We start from the raw sequence: 15,917 nt of genomic DNA on the forward strand, positions 1-15,917 counted from the left end.
GGCATCGCATCGCAGCCGCGAGCGAGTACGGAACAGCAAACAAAACGCGGCGCAACGGAAGGCGCGCCAGGAACGCAACGTTTCGGGACAGCCAACGTCCCAGGACCATTGGATAAGGAGCAAGTCCATGCTTAAGATCGACAACGTCGACACTTTGTTCGACCACGTGGTGTACGGCGACGACGCCAACGATTTCACCTACTACATCATGCCAAACGCGCCGACCTTCGCGAAGATGGCCAGCGGCGGCCTGGCCATGCGCTTCGTCGAATACGGCCAGATCCGCGAGGACGGCGGCAAGAAGTTCGGCGGCTTCATCGCCTTCGACACCGAGCTGTCGGTGCCGGCGGACGTGCAGAAGAAGATCAGCGACGAGCTGCAGAAGAAGCTGGCCGAGAAGTACAAGGGCAAGACCGTGCCCAAGGTCGCGATCGCGCCGGTGGTGTGGACCGACGGCACCGTCGAACTGCTGCTGACCGAAGGCGGCGCGCTGGTCGAGAAGATCCGCGGCGCCGGCAAGCCCTCGATCTACGGCAAGAACATCGCCTCGTTCATGGTCGAGCTGTCCGAGCTCGGCACGGCGATCTTCAAGGAAACCCTCAGCACCGGCTCGGCCTCGGCGGTGCAGGTGGTCTACAAGATGAACTGCTACATGCGCCTGCCGGAAATGAAGGCCTGGGGCACCTGGAACGCTTCGGAGTTCTACAGCTTCTTCCAGGACATCAACACCGAGGACAACTTCTGGAGCGAGGACAGCTACACCGAGGTCGTCAACTCCAGCCGCTACAAGAACGACGTCACCAAGACCCACTTCGACTTCGTCCAGGCGCCGAACCTCAGCGCCGAGGACAACGCCAAGCTCGAGTCCGACATCCGCGCGATCATCAACAAGCAGCTGGAAGCCGCGGTCCAGCGCAACATGCTCAAGGAGATCGCCGAAGTCGATCCCAACACCAAGGAGCTGCGCGAAGGTTCGGGCATCGAGGACATCCGCCGCACCATCAACAAGTCGCAGATCGCCAACGTGCGGGTGGAGTGGAGCGAGGCCAAGGCGGTCATCGTCAACCGCAACCCGCAGGGCATGCTGCCGACGATCACCTCGCTCAAGGACGACAAGAACAAGCCGCTGAAGTGGGAGGACTACTACTCCAAGATCAACCTGGACGAGTTCCTCAAGACCGTGCAGGTGGTGATGCGGGTCAACGCCGACTTCGCCAACCTGCCGATCCACAGCGTCGAGGTCAAGATCCGCTATCCGTACGGGCCGAACAAGAAGGTCCAGGAGTTCGTGTTCACCAAGCCCGACGACGTGGCCAAGTTCGAGGCCTTCGTGCACGAGGGCAAGCGCGACTTCACCTACCAGGTGACGGTGAACTACAAGGGCGCGACGTTCAAGCAGGTGTCGGAGGAGATCAAGACCGACGACACCAACCTGACCATCAACGTCGACGACCTCGGCGTGCTGGCGCTCGACATCGGCCCCGGCGACCTCGACTTCGCCCAGGTGCCGCGCACCCAGATCACGGTGCGCTACAAGCACGGCAAGCAGCCGGTCGAAGCCAAGTTCAACATGACCAAGGACACGCCGACCTTCCAGTTGCGCAAGATCATCGGCAAGCCGCGCACCGAAGATATCGACCTGGAGTTCCTGTACACCCTGGCCGACGGCCGCCAGATCAAGAAGACCGACAAGCAACAGGCCAAGGAGCTGTACGTCGACGATCCGTTCTCCTCGACCAAGACCGTCAGCTTCCGCGCCGCCGGCAACCTGTCGGAGGAGATCGCCTCGATCACGGTCGACGCCAGCTACACCGACACGGCCAACAAGTACAACCAGAAGACCATCGTCACCCTGTCCAGCGAGATGACCTCGTTCGACTGGACCTTCCCGGTGGTCGACGAGACCCTCGGCGAGGTCAAGTACTCGGTGACCACGCTGTTCGCCGACGGCACCAGCAAGGAAGAAGCCGAGAAGGTCGCCGCGCGTTCGACCGTGCTGGTCGGCAAGAAGCTCGATCAGCTCGAAGTCTCGGTGGTGCCGGACCTGTTGAACTGGGACGAGCTGAAGCTGGTCAGCGTGTCGCTGGCGCACGGGACCAAGCGCATCGACCTGCGCTTCAAGCCGGGCGACGAGGAAAAGAGCTGGAAGCTGCCGCTGACCAACGGCGAGGCGCCGGACTACAAGGCCACCGTCACTTATTTCCTGACCGACGGCAGCCGCAAGGTGGTCGGGCCGGAGACCAAGGACGACATGACCTTGTTCCTGGAACTGCCGGCCGCCTGAGCCGGACGCGCTCCGGTGCGCGGCGATCGTTCGCCGCGCACCGCACTCTCTTGTCCCGCTCGCCTATTTCGTTTGATTCGGAAGGAGTCCGATCATGCTTCTCCTCGACAGCCGCAGCCGCGAGATCAACGGCATCTCGGTCTTCCCCGACCACGCCGATCCCGAGCAGTGGTACTACATGCCGCTGAACCCGCACCTGACCACCGTGCGCGACAACGCGCTGGGCCTGGACGTGCCGCAATTCCTGTTGCTGGGCTTCCGCGGCGACGCGGGCACCGGCGGCTTCCTCAATTTCGACTGCAACCTCGGCGCCAGCCAGAAGCAGATCGACGACCTCGCGCGCGAGATCGCCAACGCCGAGAACCTGCGCAACAAGCCGCGCATCGCGCCGGTGCCGCTGGAAGACGGCGGGGTCAAACTGATGATGCTCGGCAAGGCCAGCGGCGACACCGCGGCCACGCCCGGCGGCGGCCCGCAGTTCGTGCTCAAGATCGACCACAACGCCAAGCCGGCGCTGTACGGCAGCAACCAGGCGGCTTTCTCGGTGCGTTTGGACCAGGACGGCTACACCGTGATGGAGCAATGCCTCAACGGCGAGATCCTGCCGGTGGCGGTGGTCTATTCGCTGGATTTCCTCGGCCTGCGCCCGGCCTACAACATCCGCCTCAGCATCGACTGGGACCGGGTGCAGAAGCACATGGACGAGAGCTTCTCCGGCGGCAACATCTTCTTCTCCACCGAAATCGGCAAGGCCGTGGACGAGCTGGTCGACAGCCGCGCGATCGTGCTGGAGTCGGACACCTTCGTCGCCGAGAGCGAGGACACCAAGGGCATCATCGACCGCCGCGACGCCGCCCTGGCGCAGGTGCGCAACATGGTCACCGACGCGTTCTTCCAGCCCAGCCTGCCGCCGTGGTCGCCGGAAAAGAAGTCCGACTTCGAGAACGGCCTCGACGCGCTCGGCAAGTTCGCCTCGCGTTCGGCGGCGATGGCCGCCGGCGGGCCGATCGGCGCGCTGCTGCCGAGCTTTTCCTACAAGCGCATGGACTACAAGCGCGTCGACAAGAAGAAGCTCAACGTCAATTTCTCCGAGCGCGTGGCGATCAAGCGCTCGATCTATCCGCAGGGCCACCTGGCGGCGCTGTTCAAGACCATCCGCGAAGGCGGCGTGTCGCGCGACCGGCTGGTCAAGCAGGTCGGCCTGGACAACGATTTCTTCAAGAAGCGCCGGGTCAAGGTGATCTCGCGCGCCGACCTGGCCGCCGACGACATCGGCAGCATCAATGTGCGGGTGCGCTACGGCGACAAGGCGCAGAACGCGCTGCTCGGCGCGAACCTCGGCGAGGCCAGCTTCGAGTGGCTGAGCCAGCTCGACAAGGGCCAGATGAAGCGCGACGTGCAGGTCGAGTACGAAGTCAGCTTCAAGGGCGTGGACGCGGCCGAGCGGCCGACCAAGCTCAAGTCCAAGCCGCAGGCTTTCGATGTGGAGAACATCGAAATCATCCCGCGCGACCTGTACGCGATCAACACCGTGCCGGTGCTGGCCGAGAACTTCCCGTGGGAGCGCTACAGCTCGGTCGACGTGTTCCTGCGCTATCGCGACCCGGCCAACAAGATCAACCAGAACGATCTGGTGCGGCTGACCAAGGACGCGCCGTCGGGCGTGTGGAAGATGTTCATGATGGACCCGGCCAAGACCGGCTACGAGGTCCGCATCGTCTACCACGGCATGAGCGGCGGCGACACCGTGCGCGACTGGTCGCCGCTGGACGAGCCGCAAGTGAGCGTGCGCAACCCGTTCCCGACCCGGCGCGTGGTCCAGGTGGTGCCGAACTTCAACTGGAACGACGTGCAGGAAGTGTTCGTCGACCTGCGCTACTCGGACAAGGCCAACAACGTCCAGGAGGAGATGCAGATGTCGTTCCAGGAAGGCGCGGCCTCGCAGGTGTTCGCGGTGGATCTGCGCAATCCGGAAGTCAAGGGCGTCTATTACAGCGTCAGCATCCTGTACAAGGACGGGCGCGACGTCGAGGAGATTCCCGAGTCGGTCACCAACAGCAATCGAATCATGCTGAAGGCCGGCATGAAAGGAAGGCGCATCGTCACCGTCAAGCCGCCTCTGGATTTCGCCAAGCGCAAGATGCGCCGGGTCAAGGTTTCCTTGCGCTTCGAAGACTTCGCCGGCGGCCTGTCGTTCGCCGAGGACTTCGACTTCGACAACGCCCAGGCCAGCGGCGAGTTCGAGTACGACTACCTGGACCCGGCGCGCATGCGCTACGAGTACAAGGCCAGCTATCTGCTCGAGAACGGCACCAACAAGAGCGTCAACTGGGCGCCGAACGATACGACCGATCTGGTGTTGAAGATGCCCTGATCGGGGCGCGCAACAAGGAACGCAACGGCCGGTCGCCGCGCCCCGACAAGCACGTCATCCCCGCGAAAGCGGGGATCCAGAGACTTCAGAGCCATGCCTCGATGAAGCCCTGGATTCCCGCATTCGCGGGAATGACGAGCCGCAAGGGCGCGAACCCCGCCACCGCAAGAACAAGGACCGGCCGCGCCCCGCGCGCCCACCGCAGAGCCATCGGAGTTCGTCATGCTCAGCCTGGAAAAACCCATCACCATCGACGGCATCACCGTCTTCCGCGACCACGCCGACAAGAGCCAGTTCTGGTATCTGCCGGGCCCGGTCGACCTGGCCAAGCGCCAGGCCGACGGACGCAAGGAATTCAACTTCCTCAAGTACCGCGTCGCCGACGCGTCGGCCGCGGACAAGGGCGGCGGTTTCGTCACCTTCGTGACCACCTTGCAGCTGCCCTCGTCGATGGAGTCGAAGATCATCGGCCGGCTCAACGCCGAACCCGGCGTGGTGTTGCCGGTGCGCCTGACCTGCGCGACGTTCGAGGAAGGCACGGTGCAGTGCATCGCGCTCAACGCCCAGGGCGGCGGCGGCACCTCGGCGCAGCCGGCCGCGCCGGGCACGTTCAACGCGGTCGAGCACATCCTCGGCGCCACGGTGCCGTCGATGGACGCGGCCAACCGCGCGGCTTTCAGCCTGAGCCTGTCGGCGGAAGGCGCGACGATCCTGGAGCAGGCGCTCAGCGACGGCATGACCCCGATCGGGGTGATCTACGACTTCAAGTACCTGGCCATGCGCCCGGCGCTGCGGGTCACCATCACCGCCGACTTCGAACGCATCTTCAACCACTTCAGCGCGAGCCTGGAAGGGCAGTACGCGTGGTTCAAGGCCGGCATCGACGCGGCGTTCGAATCGCTGGTGCAGAACGGCGTGATCGACATCCAGGTCGAGGCCTTCACCGATGCCGAGGACCGGCGCGACCAGGAGAAGTGGGCGCTGGATTTCTTCAAGGAAGACCTGTTGTCGAAGTGGTTCGAACCGACCTTGGTGCCGGGCAAGCTGGCGACCGATCCGGCCAACGCCGGCGGTGGGCAGAGCGGCGGGCAGGGCGGCGGTACTGGCGGCAGCAGCGGCGGTTCCAGCGGCGGCAGCTCGGGCGGCAGCAGCGGCGGTTCGAGTGGCGGCAGCTCGGGCGGCAGCAGCGGCGGTTCGAGCGGCGGCAGTTCGGGCGGCAGCAGCGGCGGTTCGAGTGGCGGCAGTTCGGGCGGCAGCAGCGGCGGTTCGAGTGGCGGCAGCTCGGGCGGCAGCAGCGGCGGTTCCAGTGGCGGCAGCTCGGGCGGCAGCAGCGGCGGTTCCAGTGGCGGCAGCTCGGGCGGCAGCAGCGGCGGTTCCAGTGGCGGCAGTTCGGGCGGCAGCAGCGGTGGATCGAGCGGCGGCAGTTCGGGCGGCAGCAGCGGCGGTTCCAGCGGCGGCAGTTCGGGCAGCAGCGGCGGCGGTTTCTCCGGCGGCACGAGCGGCGGCACGAGCGGTGGCAGCAGCGGCAGTAGTGGCGGCAGCAGCGGCGGAACTTCGGGCGGAACGTCCGGCGGCACCACGCCGCCCGCGCCGCAAATCCAGCCCGCCGCGCTCACGGTCGATTCGACCGAGCCTTCGCCGTTGCCGGCCGGCCTCACGGTCACCCACACGCCGGCCGCGAGCGGCCTGCAGGAAACCATCACCGTCAGCGGCGCCGGCGCGGTGGTCAAAGTCGACGATCAAGTCGTCGCCGCCGACGCGCAGGGCCGGGTCAACATCACCGTCGCCGCGGATTCGTCCAAGCGCATCGACGTGGAATGGCCGGCCAGCACGCAAGACCAGACCTTCGGCCTGTTCTTCGATTTCGACAAACCCGCCGAAGCCGGCTGGGCGACCAATCCGCCGTCGACGCAGTACCGCGCCTATGTCGACAACACCACCACCGACCCGCGCTATCGCGACGCCTCGGGCACGCTGCGTATCGAAGGCGACGGCAACTGGAGCGGCAGCGAGCGCGGCGCGGAGCGCCTGATGGCGTGGATCCGCAGCCTGCCGGCGCCGCGCAACCTCAACTTCCAGGCCTATGCCAGCCACGAGCACGTCAGCGGCGCCAGCGAAACCGAACGAGAGCGCTACAACAAACGCTTGTCGCAGCGGCGCCTGGACGTCGCGCTCGCGGTCGCACGCCGCGCCGGCGTGCCGATCACCGTTTCGACCCAGGCCGCCAACGGCGACGTGCCCGCGAGCAGCCGGCCCGGTACGCATTCGGCGATGGGCGGCGATCCCGACAACCGCGTCGTCCACGTCACCGGCCGCGCCGCCGGCACCACGCCGAACCGCTGGCACGGGCGCCTGCGTCGTCCCGCGTCGGTGACGCCGCCGGTGGTGCCGCCGGTCGTTCCGCCCGTGGTTCCGCCGGTGACGCCGCCGGTGACACCGCCCGTCACGCCTCCGGTGACGCCGCCGACCCTGCCGACGCCGCCGACCGCGGTCAGCCTCTCGCTGAAGCTCAAGTTCGTGCGCCAGGAAGAACGCAAGAAGCTGACCCTGCGCTACAACCGCGCCGAAGCGGTGCGCCGCACCTACGCGCCGCAGGGCTTCTTCGGCCTGATGCTCGGCGACCTGCGCGACAAGTCGAAGTACTTCAAGGAAATCGATCTCGACGATCCGTTCTTCCGCCAGTTCGCGGTCGAGGCCAGCATGCCGATCGCGTTCGAGCCGATCGACCTGAAGTCGGCGCAGATCGCGCTGGACTACGGCGACAAGAAGAAGCCGCGCGACCACAAGCACGCCGACTTCGTGTTCGCGCCCGGCGAGAGCGGGGTCAAGCGCTTCGAAGTGTTCATGAACGAGACCCGCGACATCGATTACGAAGCCGCGTACCAGTACCACTTCGATCCGCAGTCCGATTGGGCGGCCGACCGCACCTCGTACACGATCCCGGCCGAGCGCACCGAAGACCGCACGCTGTTCGTCAATCCGTACGAACACGTGGAGTTCCGCCAGATCACCGCGACCCCGGGCGATATCGACTGGGACGTGGTCGAGTCGATCGACGTCAAGCTGCAGGCGCGCGGCTACGCCACGCCCGAGCCGAAGACCACGCTGACGCTCACCGCGAGCTCCGGCCCGAAGACCTGGCGGCTGCGCGGCGCCAAGCCGGCGCCGGCCAATCGCGGCGTGACCTACCAGATCGTGCAGCGGCGCAAAGGCGCGGCGCAGCCCGATCCGGCCGCGCCGCCGGTCGAAGTCGACGTGCCCGAGCTGGTGATCCACGACAGCTTCGAGGACGCGCTGCAACTGGAGTTCATCCCGGTGTTCGACCCGGCCATGGTCAAGCGCGTCTACATCGACGTGAAGTACGAGGACGGCGCGTACAAGCGCAACGAACGCATCGAGATGGCCGGCACCCAGGCCGATCCGGTCAAGCTGCGCATCGCCTTGAAGAACGGCGACAAGCGCAAGTTCCGCCGGCGCTTCACCTTCGTCGGCATGCAGGGCCAGTTCGACCAGCGCGCCTGGGTCGAGGACAGCGAAGAACTGGTCGCGGTGCAATAAGGGGAGACGGAGCATGGATGCGAACATCGCCATGGACGGCCGAGCCACGGACGGCTGCGAGGCCAGGAGGTCGGGAATGAGCGACGCCTTGCCGCATCCGACGAGCGGCGCGGATCTGCCCGCGCCGGTCGCCGCGACTCTGCAACGCCTGCGCGCGGTCCTGCCCGCGCAGGCCGACGCGGCCGGCGCGTTGCTGACGCGCGCGCTGGCGCCGCTGGCCGCATCGCGCTGGCCGGACGTGGCCTGGAGTTTCAGCTCGCTGACCAACACCGGCCTGCCGGTGGAGTTCGCCTGGACCTCGCGCGAAGCCGCGGTGCGCTGGACCGCCGAAGTCGCCGAGCCCGAAGCCGGCGACGCCAGCCGCCTGCAACGCGCGGCGGCGCTGCTGGATTGGCAAGACGATTTGCAGCCGTGGCTGCAGCACCAACGCGGCGCGCGCTTGAAGTTCGGCGCCTGGGCTTCGGCGCGGCACGGAGACGAGTTCGCCGCCAAGCTCTACGCCGACCTGCCCGCGGGGCGGTTGCCGCCGCACTGGCGCGGCCGCCATCGTCTGTTCGATTCGAACCTGCTGTTCTGGCGCATGTGCGGGGTCAATCCCGACGGCAGCGTCGAGTGCTACGCGCGCGCCGACGAGCTCGATCTGGCCGCGCTGCGCGCGTTCGCGCGCGCAGCGCTCGGCGACGAGACGGCCTTGCTGCAACGTTTGCTGCAGGTGCTGCCGGCCGACGACCTGCCGCGTCCGTCCGGCATCAGCCTGGCCTTGTCGGCGCAAGGGCAGGTGCGCGCGCTGACCTGGTTCACCTTCGCCAAGGCGATGTTCCGCGACGATGCCGAAGTCGAGCGCCGCTTGCGCGATCAGGGCCAAGGCCTGTCCGCACAGGTCTACGCCGCGCTCGCCGCCGGCCCGGCCGACGGCCGCTGGCGTCACGGCATGATCGGCGTCGGCGCCGACATCGCCGGCAACGCCTGGGTGCAATGCGGCGTGCGGCCGACGTGAACGCCGCGCTGCGCCCGCATTTTTCCGCCGACCACGACGCCATCGACGCGTCGCCGCACTTCATCCTTAGCGAAGTCTCGCTCGGCGGCCAGCGCTTGCCCGACCGCAACGGCTTCGTCACCGCGCTCGGCGTGCGCGCACTGCGCCGGCGCGGCCTGCCGGTGCCGGCGGCATTGCTCGACGCGCTCGAGCGCTGCCGCTCCGCGCGCGGCGGTTACCGTTTCTGGCCCTTGGACGCGCGTCCGCACTGGGCGCCGGACCTGCCCGACGATGCCGACGACACCGCGATCATGCTGCTGGAGCTGCTGCACGCGGGCCGGGTGGATCGCGCCGAAGCGCGCCGCGTCGCCTGCCTGACCATCGCCCGCCGCCGGGTCGCGACGTTTCCGCTGCTGCGCCCGCCGTGGCTGCGCCCCGGCGTGTTCGCGACCTGGAGCCGCGACGGCGTGCGCCGCGATCTGGTCGACTGCACCGCCACCACCAACATGCTCGCGCTGTTCGCGACGCTGGAACTGTCGCACCTGCCCGGCGTGCGCGAAGCCGGCGACATGCTCGCCGCCGCCGTGCGCTGGGCCGGCGACGACGCGCTGCGCGCGGCGAGCCTGTCGCCGTTCTATCCCGATCCGGTCGAGTTCGTGCTCGCGCTCGACCACGCCGCCGAGTGCGGCGCGCGCGGGCTGGCGGCGTTGCATCGCCAAGCCGCGGCGACGCCGTGGGGACGCGATGCGGCGCTGCGCAGCGCGCAGCGCGACCACGCGGTCTGCGGCAGCCCCTACGGCGTCGCCGTCTGGCGTTCCCCCGAACTCGCCCGCTTGCGCGCGAAAGCCGCGACGTAGCCCCCCTGTAGGAGCGGCGCGAGCCGCGACCGCGACACCTCGCTCACGACGAACGTTTCGACGCGATCGGCGCCCCCGCAGTCGCGGCTCGCGCCCCTCCGACAGGGTCTTCGGAAACGACGAAGCCCGGCCGGAGCCGGGCTTCGTGTTCTTCGCTCACACGGCAGTCGCCCGCCGATGAACCCTTACGGCTTCGGCGCGTAACGCAAAGTCAGGAACCACTCGCGGCCCGGCTGGTTGTAGTACGACACGGTCTCGTACTCGCGGTCGAACACATTGGCCACGCGCGCCTGCAGGCTCAGCGCATCGTTGAACGCATACTCCGCGCGCAGGTCCAGGGTGCCGTAGCCGCCGACCCGGGTCAGGTTGGCGACATCGTCGTAACGCGAGCCGTAACCCACCGCCGTGGCGCCGACGCGGAACTTGCCGAAGGCGCGGTCCAGGTCGATGCGCGCGCTGTGCTTGGCGCGGCGCGGCAGGTCGTTGCCGCGGTTGAAGCCGACCCGGTTCTCGGTGTCGAGCCAGCTCGCGCTCGCCGCCAGCGTCCACTCGGCGAAGGTGGTGTCGATGCCGATCTCGGCGCCGCGCATGCGCGCGCGTTCGATGTTGTTGGGCAGGTTGATCGCCGAGTCGAAGGTGATCAGCTGGTCCACGCGGGTGTCGAAGCCGTCGATGCGCGCGTTGAAGTTCTCGCCGCGGTAGGCCAGGCCCAGTTCCCAGGTCTTGGACTCCTCCGGCTTGAGGTTGTGGTTGCCGAAGAACGGGTAGTACAGCTCGTTGAAGGTCGGCGCCTTGAACGCGGTGCCGTAGCCGACGGTGACGCGCCAGTTCTCGGCGAAGTTCAGGCCCCACGCGGCGCCGCCGGTGGTGTGGCCGCCGAACTGTTCGTTGTCGTCGCGGCGCACGCTGGCTTCGAACGACTGGTTGCCGAAACGGCCCTGGTACTGGACGAAGCCGGCCTTGTTGTCGCGCGCGCGCTCGTCGTAGATCGTGTCGCTGCGGACTTCGTCGCGCAGCCAATCGAAGCCGGCGGTCAACACGTGGCCTTCGAAAAGGCTGAAATCGGCCTGCAACGTCGCACTGTCGCGGTTGGTGCTGAAATACCCCATCGGCACCGCACCCAGGAAATTGTCCGAACTGTCGACATTGCGCCCGCCGGTCAGCTGCACATGCACGCGCTCGCTCGGCCGCCAGTCGATCTTGCCGCCGACCACCTGCTGCACGGTCTCGGAGTAATTGACGAAGCTGCCGTCGTAATCGTTCTGGCCCTCGGCGCGCAGCGCCTGGCCTTCGACGCTCCACTGCTCGTTGATCTCGACGCCGCCGCGCAGCGACAGCGCGTGGCTCTCGTAGCCGTCGCGGTCGGGTTCGTCGGTGAAGCAGCCGGCGAACACCGGGAAGCCGGCGCCGCGGCAGGCGTTGATGCCCTGGGTCTTGCGGAAGCTGTAGTCGGCGCCGAACCAGCCGCGGCCGCTGCGGCCGCCGAAACCGGTACCGAATTCGACCGTGCCGTTGCTGCCGCCGCCGGCATGCACGCGTGGGGCGAAGCCCTGGCGCTCGCGGCGGGTGAACACCTGGATCACGCCGCCGATGGCGTCGGCGCCGTACAGGCTCGAACGCGGGCCGCGCACGATCTCGATGCGGTCGATCAGCTCCAGCGGCAGGTCCTGCAGCGAGGCCAGGCCCGAAGTCGGCGAGCCGATGCGGATGCCGTCGACCAGCACCAGCACGTGGTCGGATTCGCTGCCGCGCAGGAACAGCGTGGTCAGCTTGCCGGCGCCGCCCTGGTTGGCGAGGGTGATGCCGGCGCGGCCGCGCAGCAGGTCGTTGAGGTCGCGCGCCTGGCTGCGCTCGATCTCGCTGCGGTCGAGCACTTCGACCGGGGTCAGCAGGTCGTTGACGCTGACCGCGGTGCGGTTGGCGGTGACCACGACCTGGTCGAGATCGGTGGCCTCGCCGGCGGGCGCGGCGACGGCGGCGGCCGGCAGCGCGAGCGCTGCGGCGATGGCGAGGGACAGCAACTGGTAACGACGCATTGAAGCACTCCTGCGCGCGCGATCCTGCGCGCACGACGAACGGCGAAGGGCGGCGGCGGGGGAGGGCGAACGCAGGCGAGCCGGCGCGAAGGCGCGGCGACCGCCGCGATGCCCTCCGCATCGCAACCTGTGGGAGCTTCGGGGCCGGTCTCCGGACTTGCGGGCCGAACCGGCGGACCGGTTCCGGCGCGGCGCCTTCCCATGCCGATGGCGCGAGGCCGGTGGCACAGTGGCGTTTGCCGCGCTTTGGCGCGCTTACCGTTGCGGGGGCAGTGCCGGACTGGCCGTGGCGGGATCGTCGATCCGCGCCTTCAGGCGTCACCGGCTTCCCGTTTCAACCCGGCGGCCTGGCCGCGGGGTCACCTCGAAGCGGGCGCAGTGTACGCGAACTGGGTCCGGGCTGCCCGAAAGCCCCGGTCGCCCCTGTGGGAGCGGCGCGAGCCGCGATTGCGGGGTGTCCGCAGGCGGCGTCAATGGCGTCGTAGTTGAAGTGTCGCGGTCGCGGCTCGCGCCGCTCCTACAGGCGGCGCAGCCACGCGGCGGCGGGAATCAATCCCGCGCGCTGTCCTCGTCGCGACCGCCCTGGCGATCGTCGTCGCCGTCGTGGTCGCGGTCTTCCTCGCTGCGTTCTTCCCCGTGCGGATCTTCCGCGCGCGGCTCGTCGCGCCCGCCACCGAACCCGCCGAACCCACCACCGGCGTCTTCGTGGCGGTCTTCGTTATGCACGGTAGTGCGCACCGGCGCGGCCGCCGGCTTGTTGCGCGGCGCCGGCAACAGCGCGGTCGCGGCCTCGGCGGCGAGGATCAGTTCCTGCCGGCGCTCGTCCGGAATCTCCTGCCAGTGGCAGTCCAGCAGCGCGCCCTCGATCGCATAGAGCAGGTTCAAGGTCGGCTTGAAGCCGGCGCGCTTGACCCGCATGAACGCCTCGACCGTGCCGATCGCGGCGATGTCCTGGTGCGTGCGCAGCCCCACCTGGCGCAGCCACGCCGCGCTCTTGGGGCCGATGTTGCGCAGCTTCGCTCCGCTCATGCCAGCGACTCCACATAGACCTGCGCCAAGGCTTCCAGACCGGCCTGATCGTCGGCGTCGAAACGGTCCGGCACCGGGCTGTCCAGGTCGAACACGCCGATCAGTTCGGCGCCGCGGGTCAGCGGCACCACCACTTCCGAACGCGAGGCCGCGTCGCAGGCGATATGGCCCGGGAATTCGTGCACGTCGGCCACGCGCTGGGTCTGGCGGCTGCTCGCGGCCGCGCCGCATACGCCCTTGTCGAGCGGAATGCGCACGCAGGCCGGCAGGCCCTGGAACGGGCCGACCACCAGTTCGGTGCCGTCGAAGAAATAGAACCCGACCCAGTTGAGCTGCGGCAAGGCCTGGTTGACCAGCGCCGACAGATTGGCGGCGTTGGCGACGCGGTCGCGCTCGCCGTCCAGCAGGCCGCGCGCCTGCTCGACCAATTGGGCGTATTGCTCGGACTTTTGGCCCGAAAGTGTGGAGGCAGTAAACATCTTCGGAGTGTAACAGCGGCATCCGCTGCGACTACCATGCCGGTTGGGCCTCGCCGGGAAAGCGCGAGATCAGTCACAGGCGCCGGCCCGCCCCGATCCGCGCGCCGTCGCGCCGCGCCGGCTGCGGCGGCGCCCCCAGTCGCGAGAATCCGCATGAACCCACCGCGCCGGCTTTCCGGCCTGTTCGTCACCGGCACCGACACCGGCATCGGCAAGTCCGTCGCCAGCGCCGCCCTGTTGCACGCCCTGCGCGCCGGCGGCGCGCGCGCGGTCGGCATGAAGCCGGTCGCCAGCGGCTGCGAGCCCGGCCCGGACGGCTGGCGCAACGAGGACGCCTTGCTGCTGCAGGCCGCCAGCCAGCCGCGGCCGCGCTACGAAGACGTAAATCCGTACGCCCTGCCGCAGCCGCTGGCGCCGGAAATCGCCGCGGCCGAGGCCGGCGTCGAAATCGCGCTGGAACCGATCCTGGCCGCGCACGCGCGTCTGGCCGCGCAGGCCGACACGGTCGTGGTCGAAGGCGTCGGCGGCTGGGCCGCGCCGGTCAGCGCCCGGCTCGACCAGATCGACCTGGTGCGCGCGCTGAAACTGCCGGTGGTGCTGGTGGTCGGACTGCGCCTGGGCGCGATCAACCACGCGCGGCTCAGCGCGCGCGCGATCCAGGCCGACGGCGCCGAACTGATCGGCTGGATCGCCAACGGCATCGACCCGCAGATGGCGCGCGCCGACGAAAACTTCGAGATCCTGCGCCGGCGCCTGCCGGTGCCGTGCTGGGGCCGGCTGCCGCACGCCGCGCAGCCCGATCCCGAGACGTTGGCGGCGGCCCTGCAGCCGATCTACTGAAGCCGCGCATCTCCCTGTAGGAGCGACGCAAGTCGCGACCGCGGGGCATCCGCTCGCGCCGTCGCTGCCGGCGTAGTTGCGCCGCCAGGGTCGTACCGTTCCGCAGGAATGCTTCGAAACCGCGTCGCAGCGGTTGTTGGTACCGATTCGCGCCGCCGCTGCCGGCGCAGTCGCATTGGCGCGGTCGCGGCTCGCGCCGCTCCTACAGGATGAGTGTTCCGAACCCTCACGGACCCAAGACCGCACAAACGAAAAAACCCGGCAGCTCGCGCTGCCGGGTTTTTTCCTGGATCGGACCGCCGGGAGAGAGTCGGCGGCCGCGATGCCTTACTTGGCGGCCGGAGCAGCGGCCTTGGCCGCGGCCTTGGTGGCCTTCTCGACGTTGGCCTGGGTGGCCTTCGCGGCGTTCTCGACCTGCGACTTGGCCAGCTCGGCGATCGCTTCGTTGGTCTTCACGGTGCGGCCGAAGGCTTCCTGGCCGGTGCTGACGGCGCGCTCGACGTTCTCGCGGGCAACCTGCACGCCCTTCGGGAACAGGGTCTTGAGGGCGTCGAAATCGCGGGCCTCGGCGGCTTCGCCGAAGAACGCGAAGGTGGCGTTGACGCGGTCCTCGATCGCGGCGATCTGCAGGCCGAACACGGCTTCGGCGTTGTCGAGGGCCAGGCGGTTGACCTGAGCGGCCGTGTCCGCGAACTGGCGCGTGGCGGCGGCGAACTGTTCGTTGAACTGCTGGTACATGGCTGAGCTCCTTGGATAAGGGTCCAGCCGATGAGCGACTGGATTGTGCGGTGCAGCATAGGCGGCTGTTTGTTGCGATGCAACATGATGCCGACGAGCGGTGCTGAACCGTTCAGAAAGCCTGTCCGCTCAGTCAGTTACGGGGCTGCAAGCTGAATAGGCAAAGCGCCCTGCGCGCGTACGCGGTGCGGGCGCGCGCAGTCGCGGCCCCGCGAGGCTGCGGGGCGCAGATGTCGGAACGGTGGCGCGGACATGACGCAGCCCGGAACCGGGGTCTGTGGCCGATCGCGTCGCAGGAGCCGGCGCGCGGCGCCGGCGCGGACTTACTCGCCGCGGTAGCGGCTGCCGGCGGTGCAGGTCTCGTGCACGACGATTTCGCTCAGCAGCGGCAGCGCCGGCTTGAGCTGCTCCCAGATCCACACCGCCAGACGTTCGCTGGTCGGGTTGTCGAGGCCGTCGATGTCGTTGAGATAGTGGTGATCGAGCCGGTCGTAGATCGGCTGGAACGCCTTCTTGACGTCGGCGTAGTCCATCAGCCAGCCGCTGTGCTCGCCGATGTCGCCGCGCAGATGCACTTCGACGCGGAACGAATGGCCGTGCAGGCGCGCGCACTTATGCCCTTCCGGCACGTTCGGCAGGCGGTGCGCGGCTTCCAGGGTGAAGACCTTGAAGATATCGATGGCGGGCATGGCGGCGTGCGGGTGCGGAGCCGGCGGCGCCGGCGCGTGGAGGCGATGATCGCGCAG

Annotated in this window: 10 protein-coding genes, 1 pseudogene and 1 riboswitch; of the genes and pseudogenes, 6 read left to right on the forward strand and 5 right to left on the reverse strand. The window is 68.4% G+C overall.

Going from position 1 to position 15,917, the window contains the following annotated elements:
* Positions 1–127 precede the first annotated feature (127 nt).
* The 5 genes from JHW38_RS20200 (at position 128) to JHW38_RS20220 (ending at position 10,049) form a co-directional block, all read left to right on the forward strand.
* On the forward strand, positions 128–2,284 hold the full coding sequence (locus JHW38_RS20200) for a hypothetical protein (RefSeq protein WP_207523103.1): 2,157 nt from the start codon (positions 128–130) through the stop codon (positions 2,282–2,284).
* Between the two features lie 94 nt (positions 2,285–2,378).
* Positions 2,379–4,658, forward strand: coding sequence for a hypothetical protein (locus tag JHW38_RS20205; RefSeq protein ID WP_207523104.1), 2,280 nt, complete (start codon positions 2,379–2,381; stop codon positions 4,656–4,658).
* 222 nt (positions 4,659–4,880) lie between these two features.
* Positions 4,881–8,216 (forward strand): hypothetical protein, encoded by a 3,336-nt coding sequence (locus tag JHW38_RS20210; protein WP_207523105.1) that lies wholly within the window; start codon positions 4,881–4,883, stop codon positions 8,214–8,216.
* Between the two features lie 76 nt (positions 8,217–8,292).
* Positions 8,293–9,213 (forward strand): hypothetical protein, encoded by a 921-nt coding sequence (locus tag JHW38_RS20215; RefSeq protein WP_207523106.1) that lies wholly within the window; start codon positions 8,293–8,295, stop codon positions 9,211–9,213.
* Positions 9,210–10,049 (forward strand): hypothetical protein, encoded by an 840-nt coding sequence (locus JHW38_RS20220; protein WP_207523107.1) that lies wholly within the window; start codon positions 9,210–9,212, stop codon positions 10,047–10,049. Before JHW38_RS20215 ends, JHW38_RS20220 begins: the two co-directional genes overlap by 4 nt.
* A 185-nt stretch (positions 10,050–10,234) precedes the next feature.
* Here JHW38_RS20220 and btuB read toward each other — a convergent pair whose 3' ends face one another.
* The 3 genes and pseudogenes from btuB to JHW38_RS20235 form a co-directional block, all read right to left on the reverse strand.
* Positions 10,235–12,085 carry a TonB-dependent vitamin B12 receptor gene (gene btuB / locus JHW38_RS20225; RefSeq protein ID WP_207523108.1) on the reverse strand — a complete coding sequence of 617 codons (1,851 nt, stop codon included), beginning with the start codon at positions 12,083–12,085 and terminating at the stop codon, positions 10,235–10,237.
* Positions 12,086–12,210: 125 nt separating this feature from the next.
* Positions 12,211–12,467: riboswitch (cobalamin riboswitch) on the reverse strand.
* A 314-nt stretch (positions 12,468–12,781) separates the two neighbouring features.
* Positions 12,782–13,114 (reverse strand): annotated as a pseudogene (locus JHW38_RS25785) (TfoX/Sxy family protein); the annotation flags it as partial.
* Complete coding sequence (locus tag JHW38_RS20235; RefSeq protein WP_207523110.1) at positions 13,111–13,593, reverse strand: GAF domain-containing protein; 483 nt, start codon at positions 13,591–13,593, stop codon at positions 13,111–13,113. The gene JHW38_RS20235 and the pseudogene JHW38_RS25785, both read right to left, overlap by 4 nt.
* A gap of 153 nt (positions 13,594–13,746) precedes the next feature.
* On the opposite strand from JHW38_RS20235, the gene bioD reads away from it, so the two are divergent.
* Positions 13,747–14,433, forward strand: coding sequence for a dethiobiotin synthase (gene bioD / locus JHW38_RS20240; RefSeq protein ID WP_207523111.1), 687 nt, complete (start codon positions 13,747–13,749; stop codon positions 14,431–14,433).
* Positions 14,434–14,760: 327 nt separating this feature from the next.
* Here the strand turns inward: bioD and JHW38_RS20245 are convergent, their stop codons facing one another.
* Positions 14,761–15,171, reverse strand: a complete 411-nt coding sequence (locus JHW38_RS20245; RefSeq protein WP_207523112.1) for a phasin family protein — start codon at positions 15,169–15,171, stop codon at positions 14,761–14,763.
* A gap of 323 nt (positions 15,172–15,494) precedes the next feature.
* Complete coding sequence (gene queD, locus JHW38_RS20250; RefSeq protein WP_207526444.1) at positions 15,495–15,851, reverse strand: 6-carboxytetrahydropterin synthase QueD; 357 nt, start codon at positions 15,849–15,851, stop codon at positions 15,495–15,497.
* Positions 15,852–15,917: the final 66 nt, after the last annotated feature.

The sequence above is a fragment of the Lysobacter enzymogenes genome, from assembly GCF_017355525.1.
Classification (GTDB): domain Bacteria; phylum Pseudomonadota; class Gammaproteobacteria; order Xanthomonadales; family Xanthomonadaceae; genus Lysobacter; species Lysobacter enzymogenes_C.